20 protein-coding genes are annotated in these 23,198 nt (G+C 66.3%); 11 read left to right on the top strand and 9 right to left on the bottom strand.

Features of this window, described 5'->3' with window-relative positions; genetic code table 11:
* Window positions 1-224: 224 nt before the first annotated feature.
* Genes U5A65_RS05590 through U5A65_RS05605 form a run of 4 tightly spaced genes read left to right on the top strand, consistent with a single transcriptional unit; the run spans window position 225 to window position 4,943 of the window.
* The gene (locus U5A65_RS05590) at window positions 225-1,403 is read left to right on the top strand and encodes an ABC transporter substrate-binding protein (RefSeq protein WP_321945700.1); all 1,179 of its coding nucleotides are present in this window, start codon (window positions 225-227) and stop codon (window positions 1,401-1,403) included.
* Between the two features lie 42 nt (window positions 1,404-1,445).
* On the top strand, window positions 1,446-3,269 hold the full coding sequence (locus U5A65_RS05595; RefSeq protein ID WP_321945701.1) for an ABC transporter permease: 1,824 nt from the start codon (window positions 1,446-1,448) through the stop codon (window positions 3,267-3,269).
* Between the two features lie 13 nt (window positions 3,270-3,282).
* A complete protein-coding gene (locus U5A65_RS05600; protein ID WP_321945702.1) occupies window positions 3,283-4,149 on the top strand; it encodes an ABC transporter ATP-binding protein in 867 nt (288 codons plus the stop codon).
* A gap of 53 nt (window positions 4,150-4,202) precedes the next feature.
* Window positions 4,203-4,943, top strand: a complete 741-nt coding sequence (locus U5A65_RS05605) for an ABC transporter ATP-binding protein (protein ID WP_321911329.1) — start codon at window positions 4,203-4,205, stop codon at window positions 4,941-4,943.
* Between the two features lie 49 nt (window positions 4,944-4,992).
* On the opposite strand, the gene U5A65_RS05610 is transcribed toward U5A65_RS05605, so the two are convergent.
* The 3 genes from U5A65_RS05610 to U5A65_RS05620 form a co-directional block, all read right to left on the bottom strand.
* Window positions 4,993-6,519 (bottom strand): amidase, encoded by a 1,527-nt coding sequence (locus U5A65_RS05610; RefSeq protein ID WP_321945703.1) that lies wholly within the window; start codon window positions 6,517-6,519, stop codon window positions 4,993-4,995.
* Window positions 6,520-6,548: 29 nt separating this feature from the next.
* Window positions 6,549-8,159: an ABC transporter substrate-binding protein gene (locus U5A65_RS05615; RefSeq protein WP_321945704.1), complete on the bottom strand. Its 1,611-nt coding sequence runs from the start codon at window positions 8,157-8,159 to the stop codon at window positions 6,549-6,551.
* Window positions 8,160-8,622: 463 nt separating this feature from the next.
* Window positions 8,623-8,862: a hypothetical protein gene (locus tag U5A65_RS05620; protein WP_321945705.1), complete on the bottom strand. Its 240-nt coding sequence runs from the start codon at window positions 8,860-8,862 to the stop codon at window positions 8,623-8,625.
* 18 nt (window positions 8,863-8,880) lie between these two features.
* Between U5A65_RS05620 and U5A65_RS05625 the strand changes: the two genes are divergently transcribed.
* Genes U5A65_RS05625 through U5A65_RS05655 form a run of 7 tightly spaced genes read left to right on the top strand, consistent with a single transcriptional unit; the run spans window position 8,881 to window position 15,502 of the window.
* Window positions 8,881-10,260, top strand: coding sequence for an LLM class flavin-dependent oxidoreductase (locus tag U5A65_RS05625; protein ID WP_415764313.1), 1,380 nt, complete (start codon window positions 8,881-8,883; stop codon window positions 10,258-10,260).
* A gap of 42 nt (window positions 10,261-10,302) precedes the next feature.
* Window positions 10,303-10,848 carry a carboxymuconolactone decarboxylase family protein gene (locus U5A65_RS05630; protein WP_321945707.1) on the top strand — a complete coding sequence of 182 codons (546 nt, stop codon included), beginning with the start codon at window positions 10,303-10,305 and terminating at the stop codon, window positions 10,846-10,848.
* Between the two features lie 42 nt (window positions 10,849-10,890).
* Window positions 10,891-12,132 (top strand): ABC transporter substrate-binding protein, encoded by a 1,242-nt coding sequence (locus U5A65_RS05635; RefSeq protein ID WP_321945708.1) that lies wholly within the window; start codon window positions 10,891-10,893, stop codon window positions 12,130-12,132.
* On the top strand, window positions 12,129-12,899 hold the full coding sequence (locus U5A65_RS05640; RefSeq protein WP_321911164.1) for an ABC transporter ATP-binding protein: 771 nt from the start codon (window positions 12,129-12,131) through the stop codon (window positions 12,897-12,899). Before U5A65_RS05635 ends, U5A65_RS05640 begins: the two co-directional genes overlap by 4 nt.
* Window positions 12,896-13,642 carry an ABC transporter ATP-binding protein gene (locus U5A65_RS05645; RefSeq protein ID WP_321945709.1) on the top strand — a complete coding sequence of 249 codons (747 nt, stop codon included), beginning with the start codon at window positions 12,896-12,898 and terminating at the stop codon, window positions 13,640-13,642. The genes U5A65_RS05640 and U5A65_RS05645 overlap by 4 nt, the downstream gene beginning before the upstream one ends.
* 12 nt (window positions 13,643-13,654) lie before the next feature.
* Window positions 13,655-14,533, top strand: coding sequence for a branched-chain amino acid ABC transporter permease (locus tag U5A65_RS05650; protein WP_321945710.1), 879 nt, complete (start codon window positions 13,655-13,657; stop codon window positions 14,531-14,533).
* Between the two features lie 9 nt (window positions 14,534-14,542).
* Window positions 14,543-15,502: a branched-chain amino acid ABC transporter permease gene (locus U5A65_RS05655; protein ID WP_321945711.1), complete on the top strand. Its 960-nt coding sequence runs from the start codon at window positions 14,543-14,545 to the stop codon at window positions 15,500-15,502.
* 38 nt (window positions 15,503-15,540) lie between these two features.
* Here U5A65_RS05655 and U5A65_RS05660 read toward each other — a convergent pair whose 3' ends face one another.
* Genes U5A65_RS05660 through U5A65_RS05685 form a run of 6 tightly spaced genes read right to left on the bottom strand, consistent with a single transcriptional unit; the run spans window position 15,541 to window position 23,149 of the window.
* Window positions 15,541-17,199 carry an ABC transporter ATP-binding protein gene (locus tag U5A65_RS05660; protein WP_321945712.1) on the bottom strand — a complete coding sequence of 553 codons (1,659 nt, stop codon included), beginning with the start codon at window positions 17,197-17,199 and terminating at the stop codon, window positions 15,541-15,543.
* A 13-nt stretch (window positions 17,200-17,212) separates the two neighbouring features.
* Window positions 17,213-17,992, bottom strand: a complete 780-nt coding sequence (locus U5A65_RS05665; RefSeq protein WP_415764315.1) for an SDR family oxidoreductase — start codon at window positions 17,990-17,992, stop codon at window positions 17,213-17,215.
* 8 nt (window positions 17,993-18,000) lie between these two features.
* Complete coding sequence (locus tag U5A65_RS05670) at window positions 18,001-19,548, bottom strand: class I adenylate-forming enzyme family protein (protein WP_321945714.1); 1,548 nt, start codon at window positions 19,546-19,548, stop codon at window positions 18,001-18,003.
* A 46-nt stretch (window positions 19,549-19,594) separates the two neighbouring features.
* Window positions 19,595-20,488 carry an ABC transporter permease gene (locus U5A65_RS05675; RefSeq protein WP_321945715.1) on the bottom strand — a complete coding sequence of 298 codons (894 nt, stop codon included), beginning with the start codon at window positions 20,486-20,488 and terminating at the stop codon, window positions 19,595-19,597.
* The gene (locus U5A65_RS05680) at window positions 20,485-21,477 is read right to left on the bottom strand and encodes an ABC transporter permease (protein ID WP_321935961.1); all 993 of its coding nucleotides are present in this window, start codon (window positions 21,475-21,477) and stop codon (window positions 20,485-20,487) included. The genes U5A65_RS05675 and U5A65_RS05680 overlap by 4 nt, the downstream gene beginning before the upstream one ends.
* 13 nt (window positions 21,478-21,490) lie before the next feature.
* Complete coding sequence (locus tag U5A65_RS05685; RefSeq protein ID WP_321945716.1) at window positions 21,491-23,149, bottom strand: ABC transporter substrate-binding protein; 1,659 nt, start codon at window positions 23,147-23,149, stop codon at window positions 21,491-21,493.
* Window positions 23,150-23,198 lie beyond the last annotated feature (49 nt).

Here is a 23,198-nt window from a genome sequence, read left to right on the forward strand (position 1 = left end):
TGCACAACAAAGCGATTCAACTATCGATATGCGGTTCACAAGGGCCCGGTTCCGCTTCGTGAAGTGCGCCGGGCGCGTCGTTCAACAGGCACAAAGCGCATTTCAGCAATGCGAATAAGCATTTCACAGCCGCGCTTAAAAGCTTTGACACGAAACTTGGTTGGTCCGCCTCTTTGCCGCGTGATTAGATCTCGGCACATCAATCCGTTGTACGGGAACAGAGCATGGCAAACGGGGTAGGCAAAGAGGGCGGCGCATTGGCGTCATTCAGGTGGCTGCGCGCGCTGGCGTGCTTCGGCGCGCTTGCGCTGCCGTGCGCGGCGCACGCCGCCGACCCATACTGGGTAGGCGTGAGCGGACCGCTAACCGGTCAGGACGCCCAGTACGGCGAGCAGTGGAAACGCGGCTTCGACCTCGCGCTCGATCAGATCAACGGCAGCGGCGGCATTCATGGCCACCCGCTGCAATACGACTTCGAAGACAGCCGCAGCGACCCACGCCAGGCCGTGGCCATCGCACAGAAGTTCGCGGGCGACAGCCGCATCCTGCTGGAACTGGGCGACCTCTCGAGCGGCGCTTCGATGGCGGCTTCGCCCGTCTATCAGCGCGCGGGGCTCGTGCAATTCGGCTTCACGAACTCGCATCCCGACTTCACCAAGGGCGGCGACTATATGTGGAGCACGGCGATCAGCCAGGCGGAGGAGCAGCCGATGCTCGCGAAATATGTAACCGGCGGCCTTGGCTTCAGGAAGATCGCCGTGCTTTATCTGAATAGCGATTGGGGCCGCACCAGCGCGGACATCTTTGCGAAGGCCGCGCGTGCACACGGCGCGCAGATCGTGGCCGCCGAAGGTTACCCGCCCGACGAAAAGGATTTCCGCGCAACACTCACCCGCGTGCGCAGCGCCAACCCCGATTCGATCGTGCTGATCTCCTACTACTCGGACGGCGCGCAGATCGTGCGCCAGGCGCGCACCGCGGGTGTCACGCTGCCCATTGCCGCCGTCGGATCGGTGTATTCGCCGAAGTTTCTCGAACTCGGCGGGAACTCCGTGAACGGCGTCTATACCGAGTCGAACTTCTTTCCCGGCGATCCGCGCCCCGAGGTGCAGAGCTTCGTGCAGCGTTATCGCGCGAAGTACGGCGCCGATCCCGACACGTTCGCCGCGCGCGCCTACGACGCGATGATCCTCGCGGGTGAATTGTTGCGCCGCTACGGCGCGACGCGCGCCGCTGTGCATGACGGCCTCGCGCAAATCGACGATGTGCCGAGCGTGATCTTCGGGCGCTTTCGCTTCGACCCGCAAACGCGCCGCGTGGCGGGCGCGAAGAATCAGGATCTCGTCGTCAAGGACGGCAAGTTCGCGCGCTGGGACGGCGCGAGCGCGCTGCGCGCGCAGTAGGCGCCGTGTTTTTCGCACTTCCCATACGGAACCTCCGCGACCATGAGCGCATGGCTTGACTACACCCTCAACGGCCTGATCGTCGGCAACATCTATGCGTTGCTGGCGGTTGGGCTGGCGCTGATCTTCGGCGTCTCGCACCTCATCAACTTCGCGCACGGTTCCGTGTATATGGTCGGCGCGTTCATCGGCTGGCTGTGTCTCACGCGGCTCGGCCTGCCGTTGCCGCTCGCGCTCATTGCCACCGTGGCGGGATGCGCGCTGCTCGGCATGGTGATCGAGCGCATCGGTTTGCGTCCGCTGCAAGGGGCCGCGCGCATCGCACCGCTGCTCGCCACCATCGGCATCAGCTTCGTGCTCGATCAGCTCGCGCAGCTCGCCTTCGGGCCCGATCCGCGCCCCGTGCCGTCGCCGCTGCCGAACTGGACGCTCGCGATCGGCGGCGCCACGCTGGGCTCGCTTGACGTGCTGATCGCGGCGATCGGCATCGGTGCGGCCGGCGTGCTCTACGCCTTCCTGCGCTTCAGCCGCCTTGGCTGGGCCGTGCGAGCGACGGCCCAGGACCGCGACGCCGCGCAGCAGATGGGTGTCGACGTCAACGCGGTCAACCGTGCGGTGTTCGCCATCGCGTGCGGCCTCGGCGGACTGAGCGGGCTGCTCGTCGGCATGTACTACAACAGCATCGACCCGGCGATGGGCTTCCAGGCCACGCTCAAAGGCGTCGTGGCGCTGCTGATCGGCGGGCTCGGCAATGTGCCGGGCGCGATCGCGGGCAGCCTCATTCTCGGGCTCGTGGAGAGCTATGGCGTGGCGCTCTTTGGCACGAGCTATCGCGATCTGTTTGCGTTCGTGTTGCTGCTGGCGTTTCTGGTGTGGCGTCCCAACGGCTTGTTCAGCGCAAACCGGCGCTTGCCGCCGGAGCCGCTCACGGGCACCTTTGTTTCGAATCGGCGGGCGCTGAGCGTGCCCAGGCCCGCGATCGCCGCCCTGATCGTGATCGCGGCCGCGCTGCCGTTCGTGGTCGCTTCGCCGTATGTGCTGCAAACGCTCACGAACGCATGGATTTATGGCCTGCTCGCGCTGAGTCTCACGCTCGTGGCGGGCACCGTGGGGCAGATCTCGCTGGGCCACGCGGCGCTGCTGTTGATCGGCGCCTATGCCTCGGCGCTGCTCAGCGCCCATTTCGGATGGACGCCCGCGTTGACCATTGTGCTGGCAGGATTGCTGACGGCGGCGCTCGGCACGCTGCTGGTCTATCCGTCGTTCCGCCTTCGCGGCCACTACGTTTCGATCGCAACGCTCGGCATTGGCGAAATCGTGGGACTGATCGTGCTCAATTGGGACGGTCTCACGCGCGGCCCGATCGGTGTGTCGGGGATCGCGCCGCTCTCGCTTTTCGGCTGGGCGCTCGAAGGCGCGCGCCAGGTTTACTGGTTCACGCTCACCGTCCTGATCGTGCTCGCGCTGCTGCAACTGCGGCTGCTGCGTTCGCATCTGGGCCGCACATGGCGCGCGGTGCGCGAAGACGACGTGGCCGCGCGCGCGTACGGCGTGCGTCCGAACCGCTACAAAGCCCTTGCGTTTGCGTGGGGCGGCTTCGCGGCGGGGATAGGCGGCGGCATTGCCGCGCACCTGTACAGCTATATCAACTACCAGACTTTCGATTCGCAGGTGTCGATTCTCGGCCTGACGATGGTGATCCTGGGCGGACTCGGAAACGTTGCGGGCGCACTGATCGGCGCGACGGCGCTGATTGGCCTGCCCGAGCTGTTCCGCTTCGCGGCGGAGTATCGAATGCTTGTGTACGGTGTCGTGCTTCTGTTGCTCGTGCGATTCAGGCCGCAGGGTCTGTTCGGTTCGGTCTGAAGGGGGATCTGCGATGTCCATCCATTCCACGGCGCAAGCCGAAATCCTCTTCGACGTGCGTAATGTCACGCGCCGGTTCGACGGACTGACCGCGGTTGCGGGCGTGAGCCTTTCCATTGCGCGAGGCGAATGCGTGAGCGTGATTGGCCCCAACGGCGCGGGCAAGTCCACGCTCTTCAACCTGCTCGCGGGCGCCGACATGCCCAACGAAGGCGTGATCCGCTTCGAAGGCGAGGATGTAACGGGCTATGCGCCCGAGCAGCTTGCTGCGCGCGGCCTCGCGCGCACGTTCCAGCACGGCCGCGTATTTGGCAACCTGAGCGTGCTCGACAACGTCCTGATGGGCGCGCATGCACGCCTTGACGCCGCGCGCAAAGGCTTGCCGGTTGCCGGGGCAGTGGTGGAATTGCTGCGCGCGTTGTTCCAGCCGCCCGCAGTGAGGCGAGAGGAGGCGGCGCTGCGCGCCGAAGCGCACGCCGTGATCGCGCGCTTTGGCGAGCGTCTCGCGCCGCGCGTCGATCAGCCCGCGCATAGCCTCTCCTATGCGAACCGGCGGCGCGTGGAGATCGCGCGCGCGTTGATGCTCGGCCCACGCATTCTGCTGCTCGATGAACCGACCGCCGGCATGAACGAATCCGAAACGGCCGAGATGCTCGCGCTGCTGCTCGATCTCAAGCGCGAAGGGCTGACCATTCTGCTCATCGAGCACAAACTCGAACTCGTGATGACGCTGTCCGACCGCGTGCTCGTGCTCGACGAGGGCCGCGTCATCGCAGCGGGCGCGCCGCACGAGGTGCGTCATGATCCGGCAGTGATCGAAGCCTATCTCGGTCATCACCATGTCGGCGCCGACGATCTATCGCGTGCGGTGGGCTTATGAGCGAGGCGCACGTCATTCCACTTTTCAACGACGCTTCACGCGAACGCCGCGCCATGACCACGCCGCTCCTGAAACTCGAGCGCATCGACACGTTCTACGGCCAGAGTCAGGTCCATTTCGGCGTGACTGTCGAGGTGCCGCGCGGCGAGATCGTCTGCCTGCTAGGCGGCAACGCGAGTGGCAAATCGACGACCATGAAGGTGATTCTCGGCCTGCACAAGCCGCGCGCGGGCACGGTGAACTTCGACGGCGCGCCGCTCGACGGGCTAAGCACCGCACAGATCGTGCGCCGCGGGATCGCCTCCGTGCCGGAGGCGCGGCGGCTGTTCGGTGACATGAGCGTGCGCGAGAATCTGCTGATGGGCGCCTTCACGCGGCGCGACCGCGAAGGCATTGCCGAGGACTACGAACGCATGCTGACGTTGTTCCCGCGTGTGAAGGAGCGGCTCAGCCAGCGCGCGGGCACGCTCTCCGGCGGCGAGCAGCAGATGCTGGCGATGGCGCGTGCGTTGATGAGCCGACCGAGGCTCGTGTGCATGGACGAGCCGACGATGGGACTGTCGCCGCTTTATGTCGACAAGGTGCTCGACCTGATCCGCACGATCAACGCTCAGGGCGTGACGTTCTTCATGGTCGAGCAGAACGCGAGCCTCGCGTTGCAGATCGCGCATCGCGGCTACGTGCTGCAAACCGGGCGTGTGGTGCTCGCGGGCGAGGCTGGCGCGCTGCTCGCCGACGAGCGCATTCGTGACGCTTACCTGGGCGGCCCGCTCGCGGCGCAGACCGCCTCCTGAGCGCGCGGCCGGCGTGTCCGCCACTCGGCGCGACGTGCAGTCGTGCCGCTCATTCGCCCGAGCCATAGCCCGGCGGCGCCTGGAAGCCGCCATACGCATCTTCCAGCAGGCGTGCAAACGCGATCGGCGTGCGATCTTCCAGCCACGGTCCGACCGCCTGTGCGCCGATCGGCAGTCCGTCGTCGTCCAGGCCCAGCGGGAAGCTCGTCGCGGGCAGGCCGGGCAGCACCGGCAAGCCGGCCCAGTAGAAGAAGTCGCTAAAACGCAGCGTACGCACGCCGTCCGCGAACGTCACGGCGAACCCGCGCTGGTCCTTGGGTTCGCTGTGATCGTGGCGGAAAGCCGGCGTGGGGGCGACGGGCGTGACCACCACGTCGAACGCTTCGAAGAGCGCTTCCCATTGCGAGCGCAGCGCGAAACGGCGCTCGTTGGCGGCCAGCCAGTCGCGATGCGAGATCGAAGGCGCGCGCAGCGTGGCGGCTTCGTGGCTGTCGTCGTCGTGCGCGAGGGCGGCGAGGCGCGCTTGCGCAGTCTTGTCGGGCAACGGCTGCACCGCCGATGAACCGAGCAGCGTCCGGTACACCGTGTGCGAAGTGCGCAGATCAGGCAGCAAGCCTTCGGGTAGATCGGCAGGGCGCCGGAATTTCACGCGCTGCGCGTTCAGGCGCTCGACCACGCGATCGACAACGAGCCGCTCCGAGGCGCTCGGCTCCACGCCCGGCCAGCGATCGATCACGAGCACGCGAAACTCGGCGAGCCGCGAGTGGCGCGGCGGCGGCAGCGTGACGCGCCACGCCTTGTTCAACTCCGGGTCGCGGTTGAGCAGCAGGCCGAGCGCGAGATCGAGATCGGCGGCGGTGCGCGCCAGCGGCCCGGCCACGCCGAGATCGCGCGGTGCGTGGCGGCCGGGCGGCAGGCCGGATCCCCGCGTGGCGATGAGGCCATAGCTCGCCTTGTGCCCATAGACGCCCGTGAAATGCGCCGGAATACGCACGGAGCCGCCAATATCCGAGCCGACTTCGAGCGCGACATAGCCCGCCGCGACGGCCGCCGCACCGCCGCCCGATGAGCCGCCAGGCGTACGCGCAAGGTCCCACGGATTACTGGTGTTGCCATAGACCGCGTTATAGCTCTGCAAATCGGTGAGCCCGAGCGGCACGTTGGTCTTGCCGATCACGACTGCGCCTGCCTCGCGCAACGCGGCGACCACCGCTGAATCGCACTGCGCGCGGTTTTCAGCCAATTCGGGCTTGCCGACCGTCGTGACGAGCCCTTCGGCATCGAACGATTCCTTCACGGTGATGGGTACACCGAGCAGTGGCTTGCGCTCGCCGCGTGCGAGCGCGGCGTCCGCGGCACGGGCGTCGGCGCGGGCGCGTTCGTCGTCGCGCACGACGACTGCGTTGATCGCGCCGTCGAAGCGGTCGATGCGCGCGAGGCTGTGTTCGAGCAACTCGAGTGCGCTCACGCGGCCTTCGGAGAGCGCGCGGGCTTGTTCGCTCGCGCTTGCGAAGGTGAGCGCATCGAGCACGCTGGCAGTGTCGGTGTCGGTGTCGTGCAGGTTAGTGGTGCTCATGGTGTGGCTTTCCTTGTGGTCAGGTCGGCTCAGGCCGGTGCGATCCATGCGTCGGACAGGTCTCCGGCCGTGAGATCGATGCTGTTGTTGAGGTTGTGCAAGCGGCGGTTGTAGACCTGTACCGCCGAGGGCACGGTCACGAGCGGGAGCACGGGCAAATCGCGGCCGACGATCTGCTGGATCTGCTTGAAGTTCGCCGCGCGCCGAGCGTCGTTCTGCTCGACGGCCGCTGCCTTGAAGAGCGCGTCGACCTCCGGACTCTGGTAATGCGACGCGTTGATCCAGATGAGCGGATGCGTCACGCCGTCGCCCCAATAGATGCGCTGCACGCCCACGGTCGGGTCGTAGAGGCGCCCGAGCCCGTTGATGTTGAGATCGAAGTCGCGTGCGGTATAAGCGCGGCGCAGATACGTGGGCAGATCGCCGTCGAGAATCGTCGCCCTGATGCCCACGCGAGACAGCGCCGCACGCAGGTATTCGGCGCTGCGCCGGAAATCGCTGCCGGTGATGTAGTTGATCTTCACCGTGAAGCGCTGGCCGTCCGCGCCACGTTTTTGACCCGCGGCGTCGAGCAGCGCATTGGCCTTTGCGACATCGTACGAATAGGCGAAGGTGCTGTCGTCGTAGTAGTCGGCGAGCACGGGCGGCACCGGCGAATTGACGACCTGCGAACGGCCGTAGAACACGTGATCGCGCAGGAAGTTGCGATCGACCGCATGCGCGATGGCGCGGCGCACGTCGGCGTTCGCGAACACCGGATTGTCGAGATTGAATTCGAGGAACGCTGCATTGTTGAGGTACGCGTCATAGCTGTCGTCCACGCGCAGATGTGGCAGGCTCGCAAGCCGCGGCAAGTCGGCGAGCGCGACGTTGGTGGCGGCGTCGACTTCGCCCGTTTCGAGCGCCGCCGAAATCGCGCCTTGGTCGGGCGTGATGCGATACACCACGTGGTCGAGATGCGGCGCGCCCTTGCGCCAGTAGTCCGGGTTGCGCTTGAGGCTGATGTACGTGCCGCGCACCCATTTGTCGAAAACGAACGGACCCGTGCCGACGGGCGCGAGCACGTTCGGGTTCGTCACGGGATCGCCTTCGCCGTAGCGGTGTTGCGGCACGATCGGCAGTTCGGCCGAAGCGAGCGCCTTGAGCAGATACGGCGTGGGCTTGTCGAGCACGAGTATGGCTGTCAGCGCGTCGGGCGTGTCCACGCGGGAGACGTTCGCCAGCGTGATGCGCCCGCGCGGGCCGAGGCGCTTTTGCGTGAGTACGGAAAAACGCACATCGTTCGATGTGAATGGCTGGCCGTCGTGCCAGCGCACGTCGGGACGCAGCGCAAACGTATAACGCAGGCCGTCGTCGCTCACCGACCAGCGCACCGCGAGCAGCGGCTGCGGACGGAACTGTGCGTCATAGCGCAGCAGTCCCTCGGAAATTTTCGCGCTGATGTTGCGGATCACCGTATTGGTGTCGAGCAGCGAGACGAGGCCGGGGGGCTCCTGCTGGACCGCGTAGGTGAGGGTGCCGCCCGCTGCAGGCGTGGGGGATGCGGCGGCCGTCTGTGCGCGCGCCGCGAGCGGCATGCCGGCTCCGCTCGCGAGCAGGCTCGCGGAAAGTTGCAGGAAAGCCCTGCGGTCGATACTCATCGTGCCTCCAGTGGTGGAAACGGGATTCGGCGCGCCTCGCGCGCCGCAATGCGTTCGTGCCAACGCGGGAACTAGTCGGGCTGCCGATAGCCTTTGCAGGTATCGTTGTGCAGGTTCGCTGTACGGAATTCGTCGGCGTAAGGACAGCGGCCGGCAACGCTTTGCTGCGCGAAAATGCGCGGCTTATGAGGCCTGACCGAGCACGCCGAGCCATAGCTGCCCGATCAGTAGTACTCAAGACGTTACCTCCTGTATGCAGGCGCTGGCGCGAGGCGTATCACCGTGTGGCGCAAGCGTTCGCGCCCGCAGCGGTCCAGACGGGGTTGAGAGCGCGCGTTTCACGCCAGGGCGAGCGCGCGTGTGCGGCGAGAGCCGCTCATTGCCGATTATGGTTTTCGCCTTGAACGACGGCCAATATCAATTCGAGATTTACATATCGGCCGCTGATAATACGAACATCGAATCATTTCCGGTATCCGTCGTGCAGGTGAGCGACTTCAAGCCCGAAATCACCGTGCGGATCGTGCGTTCGCCTGCCATCGGCTAGATGGAGTCCGCGATGGCCGTGCTCGCACAGCGCATTGCGCAATGCTTCAAGACCATATTCGAAATCGTGTGCTGCTTTTGATGAAGGCCCCCATAAGGATATAAGAAGAGCAGCGTTCACCTGGCCATGAGCGAGCAATACAATCAGCCGTTTCACACGCCGTTCCCTGCTGCCATGCCCCGCCAGATCCGCTTGAACGCTTTCATGATGAATTGTGTCGGGCATCTTGCGCCCGGACAGTGGACCGGCCCCGCCGACAATTCAATCGGCTACCTCGATACCGACTACTGGGTCGACCTCGCAAAAGTGCTGGAACGCGGACTCTTCGACGGACTCTTCCTCGGCGACGTGACCGGCATCTACGACGTTTTCGGCGCAAGCCCCGCAGCCGCCGTTCGCACGGCCGCGCAGGTGCCGATGAACGATCCCGTCCCGCTCATTCCCCTGATGGCGCACGCCACAAAGTCGCTCGGCTTTGGCGTGACCGTCTCGGTCGCTTATGAAGCCCCCTACCTGCTTGCACGACGTTTCACGACGCTCGATCACCTGACGAAAGGACGCGTAGCCTGGAACATCGTGACGTCGTATCTGCAAAGCGGTGCCCGCAGTCTTGGCGAGACGCAACTGCGCGCGCACGACGAACGCTACGATCGCGCCGACGAGTTCCTGGAAGTCTGCTACAAGCTGTGGGAGGGGAGTTGGGCAGACGGCGCGGTGAAGCGGGATGCGGCGCGAGGCATCTACGCCGACCCGGAACAGGTTCGCCCGATCGTGCACAAGGGCCGTTACTTCCAGAGCGAAGGCATTTTCCAGTGCGAGCCGTCGCCGCAGCGCACGCCGCTGCTGTTTCAGGCCGGCGGGTCCACACGCGGCACGCAGTTTGCCGCGAAGCACGCGGAATGTATCTTCGTTGGCGCGCCCACGCGCAACGGTCTTCGCAAATCGGTCCAGGCGATCCGCGCGGCGCTCGAAGAAGCGGGACGCGCGCCCAACAGCGCGTTGCTGTTTGCAATGTGCACCGTCATCGTCGACGAAACCGCGCAACGGGCACAGGCGCGTTACGAAGCCTACCGGCAACGTGCGAGCTACGAGGGCGCACTGGCGCTGCTTTCAGGCTGGACGGGAATCGATCTGTCGCGTTACAAGCCCGAGGATACGCTGCACTATGTCGATACGGATGCGGGCCAGTCCGCGCTCGCGTCGTTCAGCAAGCTCGATCCGGATCGTGAATGGACGGTGCGTGACGCGGTTGAGTTCGTGACGATCGGCGGACGCGGCGCCGTGATCGTCGGCGATGCCGCGCAGGTCGCGGACGAACTGCAGTCGCTGGTGGAGGAAACCGGCATCGACGGTTTCAATCTCGCGTGGGTCGAATCTCCGCGCACGTTCCACGATGTCGTGGATTACCTCGTGCCCGAACTGCAGCGGCGCGGCGCATACAAGACATCTTATGAAGAAGGCACGCTGCGCGAGAAACTGCTCGGACAGGGTGCGCATCTCGAAGCGCCACACGCAGGCGCGCGCTTGCGCTTCGATTCCGGCGCGGCGCAGTGAGTACGAGCCCTTCATCCCCTCCCTTTCACGGTAGAACCCCCTATGCCCCGCGTTAGCGAACCCGATCCTTCCAACTTTTCCGCCGGACTGCGTGAACTCTTCGATGCATTCACCGGTAATGGCGCACACTTCGCCGATCAGTTCTCCGTACTTTCGCACGTCGGGCCCGCGGTCGAGCATTTGCCGCGCATGCTGCTTGCACTGAAAGCGCGAAATGCGGTGCCGTACCGGTACATCGAAATGGCGATCGTCGTGGTCTCGCTGCTGAACGACTGCGAGTACTGCGTGAGCAATCACGCACCGCGTCTCGCGATCGAAGGCGTGAGCGAGGCCGGTGCGCGCTCGTTGCTCGAGTATCGGAACCATCCGGAACTGGATGCCGTGGACAAGCTGGTGGTGGAATACGCGATCGCGGTGACCAACGCGCCGCAGCGCATTCGCGACCAGGTGTTCGAGCGTCTGCGCGAGCACTTCAACGAGGCGCAGATCGTCGAACTGACCTTGCGCATCGCGCTGTGCGGCTTCTTCAATCGCTTCAACCAGGCGCTGCAGATCGGCGAAGACCCGACTGCCGTGCATCCGGCTTAACAGCTCCCTTTCACCGTTTTTCACCGCTTTTCACCGTTAGTCATGTCCGATTCCACCTTCGACCGCCGTGCCTTCCTGGGTGTGGCGAGTGCCGCGCTCGCCGCACTTGCCGCTCCGCGTCTCGCATTTTCACAGGACCGGGGTCCTGTCCGCATCGGGCTTCTCGCGCCACTCACCGGCGCGGGCGGCGCCTATGGAGAAGGCATGGTCAACGCCGCGAAAAAGGCCGCGGACTTCATCAACACTGAGGGCGGCGGTGTGCTGGGCGGCCGCAAGATCGAGATCCTCGTCGAAGACGACGAAAGCAATCCGACCGCGGGCGTTGCCGCCGCACGCAAGCTGCTCGACGTCTCGAAGGTCGTGGCGATCACAGGGGTGTGGAGCAGCGCGGTTGCGATGGCGATCAAGCCGCTCACCATCGAAAAGGGTGTGCCACTGTTCGTGACCGGCTCCGGCGACGAAGTCACGCAAGGCGACAACAAGGGCCTCGTGTGGCGATTCCAGGCGCGTGGCACCGACTGGGGCACGGCGTTCGCGCATGCCGCGCTGAAGGACGGCGCGCATACGGCTTCGGTGCTCGCGTTGCAAACGCCGTTCACGTTGAGCATGGTGAATCCGTTCGTCGATACCTTCAAAAAGGGTGGCGGGAAGATTCTCGACGTGGTGTATTACAACCCGGATCAGGCTTCGTATCGCGCGGAAGTGGAGAAGGTGTTCGGCAAAAAGCCCGACGCCGTGTTCCTGCCGAGCTATCTGCCGGATCTCTCGGCGATCACGCGCGAAGTCTATCGCAGCGGCTTCAGCGACTCGCGTATCTATGCGAACTCGTCGGCGGCGGACGCGGAGGGCGCATTCATCAAGAACGTCGGCAAGAGCGTGGCCGAGGGCATTCATCATATTCAGTCGATTCCGAGCGCAAGCTCGACCGCGTACAAGACCTTTGCGCAGCGGGCGAGCATTCCGGCGAACACGCTCGCAATCTTTCCTTCCAACGTGTGGGACGAGATTTCGGTGCTGGCGCTTGCGATCGAACGCGCGGGCAGTGCCGACCCCGCCGTGTTCGCGAAGTTCATCTTGCCGGTCGTCAACGGCACGGGGCCGAATTCCAAAACGGTCGAGAATCCGGTCGATGGCCTCAAGGCGCTGCGCGCGAAGCAGGCGATCGCCTACAGCGGCGCGGGGTCGAGTTTCCGCTTCACGCCGACCGGCGATCAGCTCAACCGCGAGTACGGGCACTTCGTCATCAAGAACGGCGCGAATCAACTGGTCGACACGCTCGGATGAACGACGACATTGCGTTGAGCGCCGAGCATGTCAGCGTTGCTTTCGGTGGCGTGCACGCCCTCGACGGCGCATCGCTCGGTTTGCGGGCCGGCCAGATCACCGGGCTCGTTGGGCCGAACGGCGCGGGCAAGTCGAGTCTCTTCAATGTGCTCGCGGGCACGCTGCGACCGCAGCGCGGCACGGTGATGCTGCGCGGACGCGACATCACACGGCTCGCGGTCCATGCGCGCGCGCATGCGGGCATCGGACGCACCTTTCAGCTGTCACGCGAACTGGATAGCCTCACGGTGCTCGAGAATCTGTTGCTCGCCGCGCCCGCACAGCGCGGCGAAAGTCTCGTGGGCGCAGTGTTCTCGCGCCGCAGCGTGAGGCGCGCCGAAGCGCTGGCCACGGAACAGGCGCTGTCGCTGCTCGCGCGCGTACGTCTGACACATCTGGCCGACGAACCGGCGGGGGTCCTCTCGGGCGGTCAGAAGAAGCTGCTGGAGCTATGCCGCGCGCTGATGCTCGAACCGTCCATCCTGCTGCTCGACGAACCCGCCGCGGGCGTCAATCCTGCGCTCATCGGCGAACTCGGCGAGTTCATTGTGGATCTGCGCAATGAAGGCATGACGTTCGGCATCGTCGAACACAACATGGAACTGATGGCGGCGCTGTGCGATCACGTGTATGTGCTCGCGGAAGGCCGTGTGCTGACCCAGGGCACGTTCGATGCCGTCACCGCCGATGCGCGCGTGCAGGAAGCCTGGCTCGGAGCGCCGGCATGAGCGCGGCCCTGTCACTGCAACGCCTGCATGCGGGATACGCCGGCAAGGACATTCTTCATGGCGTCGATATCGAGCTGGAGGCGGGCGGCGCGCTCACCGTCGTCGGGCCCAACGGCTCGGGCAAATCGACACTGCTCAAGGCGGTGGTCGGGCTATTGCCGCTGTCGCGTGGATCGATCGCGCTAAGCGGCAAGCCTGTCGAAGCGTTGAACGCGCTCGCGCGATCGCGTCTCGGGCTCGCGTATGTGCCGCAGGAGCGCAATGTGTTCGCCAATCTCACCGTTGGCGACAACCTGCGGCTCGGCTGGGAGTTTCTGCATCCACGCATGGAGATATCCGCACGGCGCGATCGGCTCGATTACGTTCTGCAGCTCTTTCCCGAGATCCGCGACCGCCTTGCGGCGAGCGCCGGCTTGCTGAGCGGCGGGCAGCGCCAGATGGTGGCGATCGCGTCCGCGCTGATGCAGACCCCTTCGCTGCTGGTGCTGGACGAGCCCTCAGCGGGCCTCTCGCCGCGCAACGCGGCACTGCTGTTCGAGTCGATCGCGCGCATTCGCGCGACGGGCATCACGCTGCTGATGATCGAACAGAACGTGAAGCTCGGCCTCGCAGCAGCGGATCACGGTCTCGTGCTCGTCGCGGGACAGGTTCGCCTGCTCGCGCCAGCGCAGGAACTGCTCGCCGATGACCGGCTGCATCGTCTTTACCTCGGCACGCAGCCCGGCGTGCCCGAGACTCTCTGATTACCTCGCACCATGTTGCAGATCCTTTTCAACGGTCTCGTCTCCGGCCTGCTCGTCGCACTGCCGGCACTGGCGCTGGCGCTGAGCTTCAGCATTCTGCGTTTCGCGAACTTCGCGATCGGCGCAATGCTCACGCTCGGGGCCTACGTGATCTACTTCTTCAATGTCGCGCTGGGCTGGCCAATCCAGTTCGCGGCGCTGGCCGGTATCCTGCTGGGCGGACTGATCGCGGTCGTGATCGACTGGCTGGTCTATCGCCCGTTGCGCGGCCGCTCCGGCGTGACGCTGCTGGTCGCGAGCATGGGCGTCGCGCTGGTCATGGAAAACGCGGTGCGCTTCGTGGCGGGCAGCACGCCGCTGGGCTACGACGTGGAGCCGGCGCGGCCGACGCGTTTCCCGTCGCTCGATTCGCTCGGCGGCTTGCGCGTGAATCATGAGCAGTGGCTGATCGCTGCCGTCGGTCTCGGCAGTCTCGTCGCCGTGTGGGCGCTGTTCGGCTATTCGCGTCTGGGACGGGCGATGCGGGCAGTCGCGGACAACGCGGCGCTTGCCGCGGTGCGCGGCGTCTCGCTCAACCGGACGGTGGCCGCGATGTGGTTCGTGAGCGGCGCGCTCGCCACGGCCGGCGGGCTGCTCGTCGGGCTCGACGCGACGCTCGATCCGCAAATGGGCTGGAACTACCTGTTGCCGGTGTTCGCCGCGGCGATTCTCGGCGGCATCGACAAGCCGATGGCCGCCGTGTTCGGCGCGCTCGTCATGGGCGTGGCATCCGAACTCTCGACGCTCGTCATTGCGTCGCACTACCGCACCGTGGTCGCTTTTGCCGTGCTCGCCGCGCTGCTGCTCGCACGCCCCTGGGGCGTGTTTGGGCAGGCGCGCGTTACTCGATAGGTCAAGGACATGGCGCCGTATTTTCTTTCTCTGATGATGCTGATCGCGATTGCGGGCATCGCAGCGCTCGGGCTGAACGCGCAATGGGGCCTGACAGGTCTCGTCAACTTCGGGCTCTTCGGTTTCTACATGCTGGCGGCGTACGTGTGCGCACAGCTCACGAAGATGGGTCTCAACCCGTGGCTCGCGATGGTCTGCGCCGTCGTCGTTACCGCGTTGGCGAGCGCGTGTGTCAGCCTCATCTCGATACGTCTGTCCGACGACTATCTCGCCATCGTCACGCTCGGTGCGGCGGAATGTCTGAAGCTCGTGGTGGTTCATGAGGAATGGCTCACGCGCGGAAGCCTTGGCATCTCGAACATCGCGCGGCCCGTCGCGGGCGACGCGTCGCTTCTGCTCCTCACGCTCGCGCTGCTCGCGGGCGTGTTCGTGCTATTCGAACTCGTTGCGCGCGCACCGCTCGGGCGTGCGGCCCGCGCGATCCGCGACGATCCGCTGGTCGCCGCGACGCTCGGCAAGAACGTGCTGGCGCTGCGCCTGCGCCTGTTCGCGCTGGGCGGCGGCGCGATCGGGTTGGCAGGCTGCCTGCATGCCTTTTACTACCAGTACATCGACCCGACGCAATTCGGTCCCATTCTCACCGCGTATGCGTTCATGAACGTGATCATCGGCGGCAGGGGCAGCAATCGCGGCATGCTGCTCAGCACGTTCACGGTGGTGCTGCTGCTCGAGGGCACGCGATTCCTGAACGACTACGTGACATGGTTGTCTTCGAGCCAGCTCGCGGCGTTGCGGCTCATGCTGGTCGGACTGGGGCTGATACTCGCGCTGATCTTCAAGCCCGAAGGTTTCGTGCGCGAGTACCGGCTCGAAGTCGGGCGCGGTTCGCAATCGAATCAGGCCGCTAACGGCGTAGGGGGCGGGCGCCGGAGGCGGTCGGCGGCAAGCGCGGGTGAGCGATCGGTGTGAGTGCGCAAGCGCGCAAGCGCCCACGTGCGCTCGCGCGATCAGCCGGTTTGCGCAAGCGCCGTGTCCTCGCGCCGCCGCGGCGGATTCCAGTCCCGCCCCGGCACCGATTCGAGCAGCGTGCGCGTATAGGGGTGGGCCGGCGCGGAGAATATCTCGCCCGGCGCGCCGTACTCGACGATGTTGCCGCCCTTCATGACCGCGACGCGGTCGCACAGTTGCGCCGCCACGCGCAGGTCGTGCGTGATGAACAGCATCGACAGGCCGAGTTCGTCCTTCAGCCGCGCGAGCAGCTTCAGCACCTGCGCTTGCACCGAAACGTCCAGCGCCGATACCGGCTCGTCGGCGACAAGCAGCTTGGGCTCGAGTGCGAGCGCGCGCGCGAGCCCGATGCGCTGACGCTGTCCGCCGGAGAATTCATGAGGAAAGCGCGTGAGCGCGTCGGGTGCGAGACCGACCAGCGCGAACAGTTCGCGCGCGCGGGTATAGGCGCGCGCCGGCTCCACGCCGCGCGCGATCGGCCCTTGCGTGACGATGTCGCCAACGCGCCGCCGCGGGTTCAGCGAACCGTACGGGTCCTGGAACACCATCTGTACGCCGAGGCGGTGCGCGCGCGTTTCGCGGGTGCGGGCGCGGCGGGCCAGGTCGTCGCCGCCGTAGCGGATCGCGCCGGCGTCGGGGGCGATGAGTTGCATGATGGCGCGCGCGAGCGTCGATTTTCCCGAGCCGCTTTCGCCGACGATGCCGAGCGTCGCGCCTTGCTGCACCTCGAACGACACGTCGCGTAAGGCGGCGGTGGCTTGCGCGCGCCGGCCGCGGGCGCGGTACGTCTTCGTCAGTCCCTCGACGCTCAGCAACGCCGGCGCGGCCCCTTGCGTGAAGGGCGGCGCGGCGTCGACGCGAGTTGCCGCAGGTGCCGGTGGCACTGCGTCGATCAGCGTCTGCGTATAGGTATGACGCGGCCGGTTCAGCACTTCGCGGGCCGCGCCTTGTTCGACGACTTCGCCATGCCGCATGACCGCGATGCGATCGGCAACTTCGGCCACCACGCCGAAGTCGTGCGTGATGAACAACACTGCGGTGCCGTTGCGGCGCTGCAGGTCGCGAATCAGATGGAGGATTTGCGCTTGCGTCGTAACGTCGAGCGCCGTGGTCGGTTCGTCGGCGATCAAGAGCGCCGGTTCGAGCGCGAGCGCCATGGCGATCATCGCGCGCTGGCGCTGGCCGCCGGAGAGCTCGTGCGGGTAGCGGCGCAGCGCGTGTTCCGGTGTGGGAATCTGCACGGCGTCGAGCAGTTCCAGCGAGCGCGCGCGAATCTGGCCGCGGCCAAGGCGAGTGTGCGTGCGAAAGACTTCGGCAATCTGGTCGCCGATCGTGCGCAGCGGATTGAGTGCTGTCATCGGCTCCTGGAAGATCATGCCAATGCGGCTGCCGCGCCAGCGGCGCAACTGCGCGTGCGGCAGTGTCAGCAAATCGGTGTCGCCACGCCACAGCAGATTGCCGCCCGTCACGCGCACGCCTTCCGGTAACAATCCCAGCAGGGCGCCGGCGGTCATCGACTTGCCGGAGCCGCTTTCTCCGACCATGCACAGCAGTTCGCCCTCGTCGAGCGAGAGCGATACGTCGCGCAACGCGTGCGGCCGGTCGGCGCCTGCGGGCAGGTCGACCGTGAGGTTGCGTACTTCGAGCAGCGTAGTCATCGCGTTTCCGGGGTTAGAGGCGCTGGCCGCCGCTTGCGTCGATTTTCTGGCCCGTGACCCAGCGGCCCTCGTGGCTTGCGAGAAAGGCGACGATGTCGGCAACGTCGTCGGGCTGGCCCACGCGGCCTAGCGCGACGGTTTGCGCGATGGCCACGCTCGCGACCGGGTCGCTCGCGTCGCGGTTCAGGTCCGTCGCGGTCGCGCCGGGCAGCACGGCGTTCACGGTGATGCCGCGGCTGCCGAGTTCGGCGGCGAGCACGAGCGTCAGCGCTTCGAGCCCGGCCTTGGCGGGCGCATAGACGCTCATGCGCGGATAGGCGGCGCGCGTGCCCATCGACGAGATGTTGACGATGCGCCCGCCGTCGCGCAGCAACGCCAACGACTGCTGGATCAGGAAGAAGGGCGTTTTCAGGTTGACCTGCATGATGCGGTCGTAGTCGTCGGGCTGCACCTCGGCAATGCGTGCGCGCAAGCCCTCGCCGGCGTTGTTGACGAGGATGTCGAAGGCTTCGGGCAGGCCGCGTTCGCGCAGCGCGGCGCGCAGGCCGTCGAGCAGCACGCGCACGCCATCGGTGGTGGCGAGGTCCGCGCCTAGCACGAAGGCCTGGCCGCCTGCATCGGCGATTTCGCGTGCGACATGCTCGGCCTTTTCATGCGCGCTGCCGAAATGTACCGCGACGAACGCGCCACGCCGGCCAAGCGCGAGCGCGATCGCACGGCCGATGCCACGGCTCGCGCCCGTGACGAGCGCGACTTTGCCCGCGAGGCTCCCGGGCGCGGCATTGACGTTCAGGGCGGCGCTCATGCGAGGACTCCCGGCGCGGCCAGCTTGCCGCGACTCCAGCCGCCGGCGGCTTCCAGCTCGCGTGCGCGCTGCAGCAGCGCGTGGCGATCGACCTTGTTCGTGCCCGCCCACGGCAGTTCCGCGACGAACGCAATACGGCGCGGGTGCTGATAGGCTGGCCCGTTCGCCAGCGCATGCTGCTTGAGCGCATCGGCCGACAGCGCGCTGCCGGGCTGCCGCACGACGAAAGCCACGGGCACGGCGGCGCGTTCCTCGTCGGGCAGCGGCACAACGCTCGCCTGGCGCACTTCGGGGTGCGACTCGAGCAGTTTTTCGACCTCGACCGGATAGATGTTCTCGCCCGCGCAGACGAACATGTCGTCGGCGCGGCCTACGAAGTAGAAGAAGCCGTTCGCGTCGCGGCGCATCACGTCGCCGCTGTTGTACCAGCCGTCGTCGAGCACTTGCGCGGTCTTTTCCGGCAGCCGGTGGTAGCCATGCATCACGGCGGGATTGCGCATGAGCAGCACGCCTTCGCTTTCATCCGGGCCGTTCACGAGACGCACCGCATCGGTCGAAAGCGGGTAGCCGAGGGCAAGCGGGGGCGTGGGCAAGCCTTGCGGATGCGGCCCGAACACGCTCGGCCCGGCTTCTGTGGTCCCGTAGCCGTGGACGATGCGCGCCTGCGCGAACACCGCCTGGATGCGCTCGAACAACGCGAGGCTCATCGGCGCGGAGCCGAGCATGATGCGCCCGAGCGCGGAAAAGTCGCGGCCGGCGTAGTGCGCGGGGTCCTTCACGATGCGCGCGAACATGGTGGGGACCGCGGCGAGCACGGTAATGCGGTAGCGTTCGAGCGCATCCACGTAGGCGGGCACGTCGAAGCCTGGCTGGATCACGAGCAGGCCGTTCACCGAGAAGGCGCGCTTGGCCATGAACAGCCCGTTCATATGAAAGAGCGGCTGTGCGAGCAGATAGCGCTCCGCGCCAGGGTCGGCGGGCTTGACCCAGGTCGCCCCGAGCGCCCACAACTGGCCCGCGTGCGTGAGCGGCACCCCCTTGGGCTTGCCCGTCGAGCCCGACGTGTAAAGCATCTGCGCGACCTGGCCAGGGTTCGCGGCGACGGCTTCGAAGTCGGCAGGCGCGACGCGCGCCGCGAAGCCTTCGGGCCCGACGTCGTCGAAGTCGATCACGGGTACGCGCGCGGCCAGCGCCTCGCGGCGGTCCGTGTCGACGAACGCCAGCGCCACTTCGGCGTCCTGTAGCACGTAGTCCAGGTTCTCCTGGGACTGCTTGATGTTGATCGGAACTGCCACGAGTCCCGCCCGCATGATGCCGAAGTAGGCGATCAGATATTCGGCCCGATTCAGCGAGGCGATGGCGACATGCGTGCCAGCCTGCAACCCGCGCGCGAGGAGCGCGGCCGCCACGCCGTTCGCGAGACGGTCGACCTCGGCGTGTGTCCATGTAACGGGACGCGAGGCGTCACGCAGATCGATAATGGCGGGGCTGTCGAGATCGAGCGAGCGATCGACCAGGCTGCCGAGATTGGTCCATCGTGTCATGATCAGGAATCCTTCTTGATGAGTTTGAAAAATCGCGACCGCGCGCCTAGCGCTTGCGGAACACGGGATTGAGCGCGTCGTTCAGGCCGTCGCCGATCAGGTTGAGCGCCAGCACGACGAGCATGATCGCCATGCCGGGCTCGGCGCACAGGTACCAGGAGGACCTGATGAGCGTGCGCCCCTCGCCGATCTGGCGGCCCCAGCTCGCGAGGTTCGGGTCGCCGAGCCCGAGGAACGACACGACCGATTCATAGAGGATCGCGCCCGCTATGACGAGCGTGCCCATCACGAGCACGGGCGGCAGCGCGTTGGGGAGGATCTCGCCGAACGCAATGCGCCACGGGCTGAGTCCGACGGTGCGGCACGCCGCCACGAAGTCGCGGCTTTTGAAGCTCAGGCATTGCGCGCGCGTGAGCCGGGCGATTGCCGGCCACGAGACGAGCGCCACGGCGATCACGGTGTTCTGCAGGCGCGGGCCGAGAATCGAAACGATAGTCAGCACGAACACGACGTTGGGCACGATCTGGAACAGCTCGGTCGTGCGCATGAGAAGGGCGTCGATCCAGCCGCCGTACCACGCGGCGGCGAGGCCGATCGCGACGCCGATCAGCGTTGCGACGAGGCTGGCGCAAAGGCTCGCGAGCAGCGTGGCGCGCGCACCGTGCGCGAGCAGTGCCGCGATGTCGCGTCCGAGTGCGTCGGTGCCGAGCGGAAAGTCGCGCGTCTGGAAGGGCCAGGTCTCGGGCGCACCGACGATACGCAGCGGGTCGCCAGGATAGAGCCAGCCCGCCGCGACGGCGACGGCGACCGTGAACACGAGCAGCAGTGCGCCCAGCACCGCGCCTCGATGGCGCAGGAACTGCCGCCATGCGCCGCCGCGCGCGGGCGAGGGCTCGCGTGCAACGGGCGCGGTGCCGGCGAGCGGATCGAGCGTCGTCATGGCGCCTCCGTACGAATGCGCGGATCGAGCCGCGCGTAGAGCAGGTCAACCACGAGATTGGCGAGCACGACGAGCAGCGAGCTGAGCACGAGGATGCCCAGCACGACGGGGTAGTTTCGGCTCATCACGCTGTCGAACAGCACGCCGCCGATGCCCGGCCAGCTGAATACGGCCTCGACGACGATGCTGCCGCCGAGCACCGCGCCGAGCTGGATGCCGAGCAGCGTGAGAACGGGCAGCAGCGCGTTGCGCACCATATGGGAGAGCACGACGCGCAGGCGCGTGAGGCCCTTGGCGTAGGCGGTTCGAACGAAGTCGAGGCGGCTCACTTCGAGCATCGACGCGCGCATCACGCGCGCATAGGTGGCGGCATAAAAGAGCCCCAGCGTGGTGGCCGGCAACACGAGGTGCCGCGCGACATCGAGCGCGGCATGCCACTGGCCCGCGAGCCCGCCGCCATAGTCGGCGCCGATGGTGGTCATCCCGCCCACGGGAAACCATTCGAGCCGCACCGAAAACAGGATGATGAGCATGATGCCGAGCCAGAAGCTCGGCGCCGCGAAACACAGCACGGCCGCGGCGGAAACGAGCGAGTCCCACCACGTGTTCACCTTGACCGCGGCGATCACACCGGCGCTTACGCCGACGAGCACCGCGATCGCGATGCTGGAGAGCATCAGCACGAGCGTGGCGGGCAGGTGCTCGACGATCACGTCGAACACCGGTTCGTTGTGCCGGTACGAGTAGCCGAGATCGAGATGCGCGACCGCGCCGATGTAATGCAGCAGTTGCTGCCACAGCGGTTGATCCATGCCGTAAAGCACGCGCAGACGCTCGATCAGCGCGGGGTCGGTGACCTGCTGGTCGGCGGTCATCACGTCGAGGAAGCTGCCCGGCACCGAGTGAATCAGGAAGAAGTTGAGCACGATGACGCCCAGCAGCAGCGGAACGGCCTGCAACAGCCGGCGTACGATCAGGCGCGCGATCATGGCTGCGCCCCTCTCACGCGGCCAGCCAGACCGCGTTGAGCGAGTCGCCCTGCACGTTCGAGCTGGTGGTGAAATCGCGCACGTTCGCTCGCGCGAGCGTGAACGACTGCATTTCGACGAGCGGCACGATCGGCACCTCGGTCGAGGCGAGGCGCGCGAAGTCGTGCGCGAGCTGCTTGCGCTTGTCGGGGTTCGTCTCGGTGCTGAGTTTGTCGACGAGCGCATCCATGGCCGGATTCGAATAGCCGGTCGCGTTACGGAACGCCGCGCCCTTCACGATGCCATCGGTCGTGAAATATTGCGTGACTACCGGCACCGGTTCGAGCGGCGCGGTGAAGTTCGAAATGGCGATGTCGTAGTCGTAGTCGGTGTAGATGCGCTTGAGCGCGGTCGCGCGGTCAACGGAATCGAGCCTCACCTTCACGCCAACGTCTTCGAACGCCTGCTTCAGGTACTGGCCGAGCTTCGCGTTCTCCTCGAACCACGCGGCCGCGAGCAGGTTCACGGTGAAGCGGCCGCCCTCGCGGTTCGGCAGCCCCGCCGCGTCGAGCAGCGCGCCTGCGCGCTTCGGGTCGAAGGGGTAATGGGGCACGTCGTCGGTGAAGAAGAGCGGATTGCTGTGAAAGATCGGCGAGACGGCGGGGCGGCCGCGCCCGAAGTAGATCGTGTCGACGATGAACTTGCGGTCGATGGCATGCAGCAACGCCTGGCGGACTTCACGGCGCTGCACGTTCGCGCGGCGCTGGTTGAACTCGACCGTGACCGTCCACGCGGAATCTTCGTAGCCCCTGGTATCGACGACCACCTTGCCGGTTTTCACGAGCCGGTCGATATCGCGCACCGGCACCGGGTTCGAGTACGCGAGTGCAAGCTCGCCGGTTTCGAGTGCTGCCGAACGCGAGGCGGAGTCGCCCCACCACGAGACGACCAGCTTGTCGAGATACGGCTGACCCGCGCCCCAGTATTGATCGTTGCGCCGGTACTCGACGTGGCTGCCGCGTACCCACTCGCCGTATTTCCACGCGCCAGTACCGACCGGCGCGTTGTTCAGCGGATTCGTGAGGATTTCCTTGCCGGCATAGCGGTGCTTCGGCAGCAGCACCTGGTACTGACCCGCGAGCACCGATTTCAGGAAGAAGTCGGGCACGGGCCGCGTGAAGCGCAGTTCGACCGTGAGCGGATCTAGGGCCTTTGCGCTTTGCAGCGTCTTGAGCGCGATGCCCGCGGAAATGGGCTTCCAGTATTCGAGCACATTGAAGACGACGTCGTCCGCCGTGAACGGCTGGCTGTCGTGCCAGCGCACGTTCGGGCGCAGCTTGATGGTGTAGGTCTGGAAGTCGGGCGAAGCGCTCACACTCGTGGCGAGCACCGGCTGGAACGCAAGCGTGCTGTCGAGCTTGAGCAGGCGCTCGAGGATCTTCGTGGACGTCTGCAGCGGGCTGGAGCCGCCGCCGCCGGGCACGAACAGCGCCTGGGGTTCAAGTCCGCCCCAGCTCGCCACCAGCGCGCCGCCGCGTCTGGGCGCGACGGCTTGCGGGGCGGGCGTGGCGGCGATGGCGCGGCCCGCCGTGGCGAGACCGCCGATGCCGCTAACGCCGGCACCGGCCGCGAGCGCGCCGCGAGCGGTCAAGGAAAGAAAGGAGCGTCGGGAGTAGGGCGGATTCTTCTTCATGACGAAATGGGGCGACCCGCACGGGCCGGCGTAGCGTGGGTTCTGGAGG

It is taken from the genome of Paraburkholderia sp. J10-1 (assembly GCF_905220165.1).
In the GTDB taxonomy this organism is placed as follows: Bacteria; Pseudomonadota; Gammaproteobacteria; order Burkholderiales; family Burkholderiaceae; genus Paraburkholderia.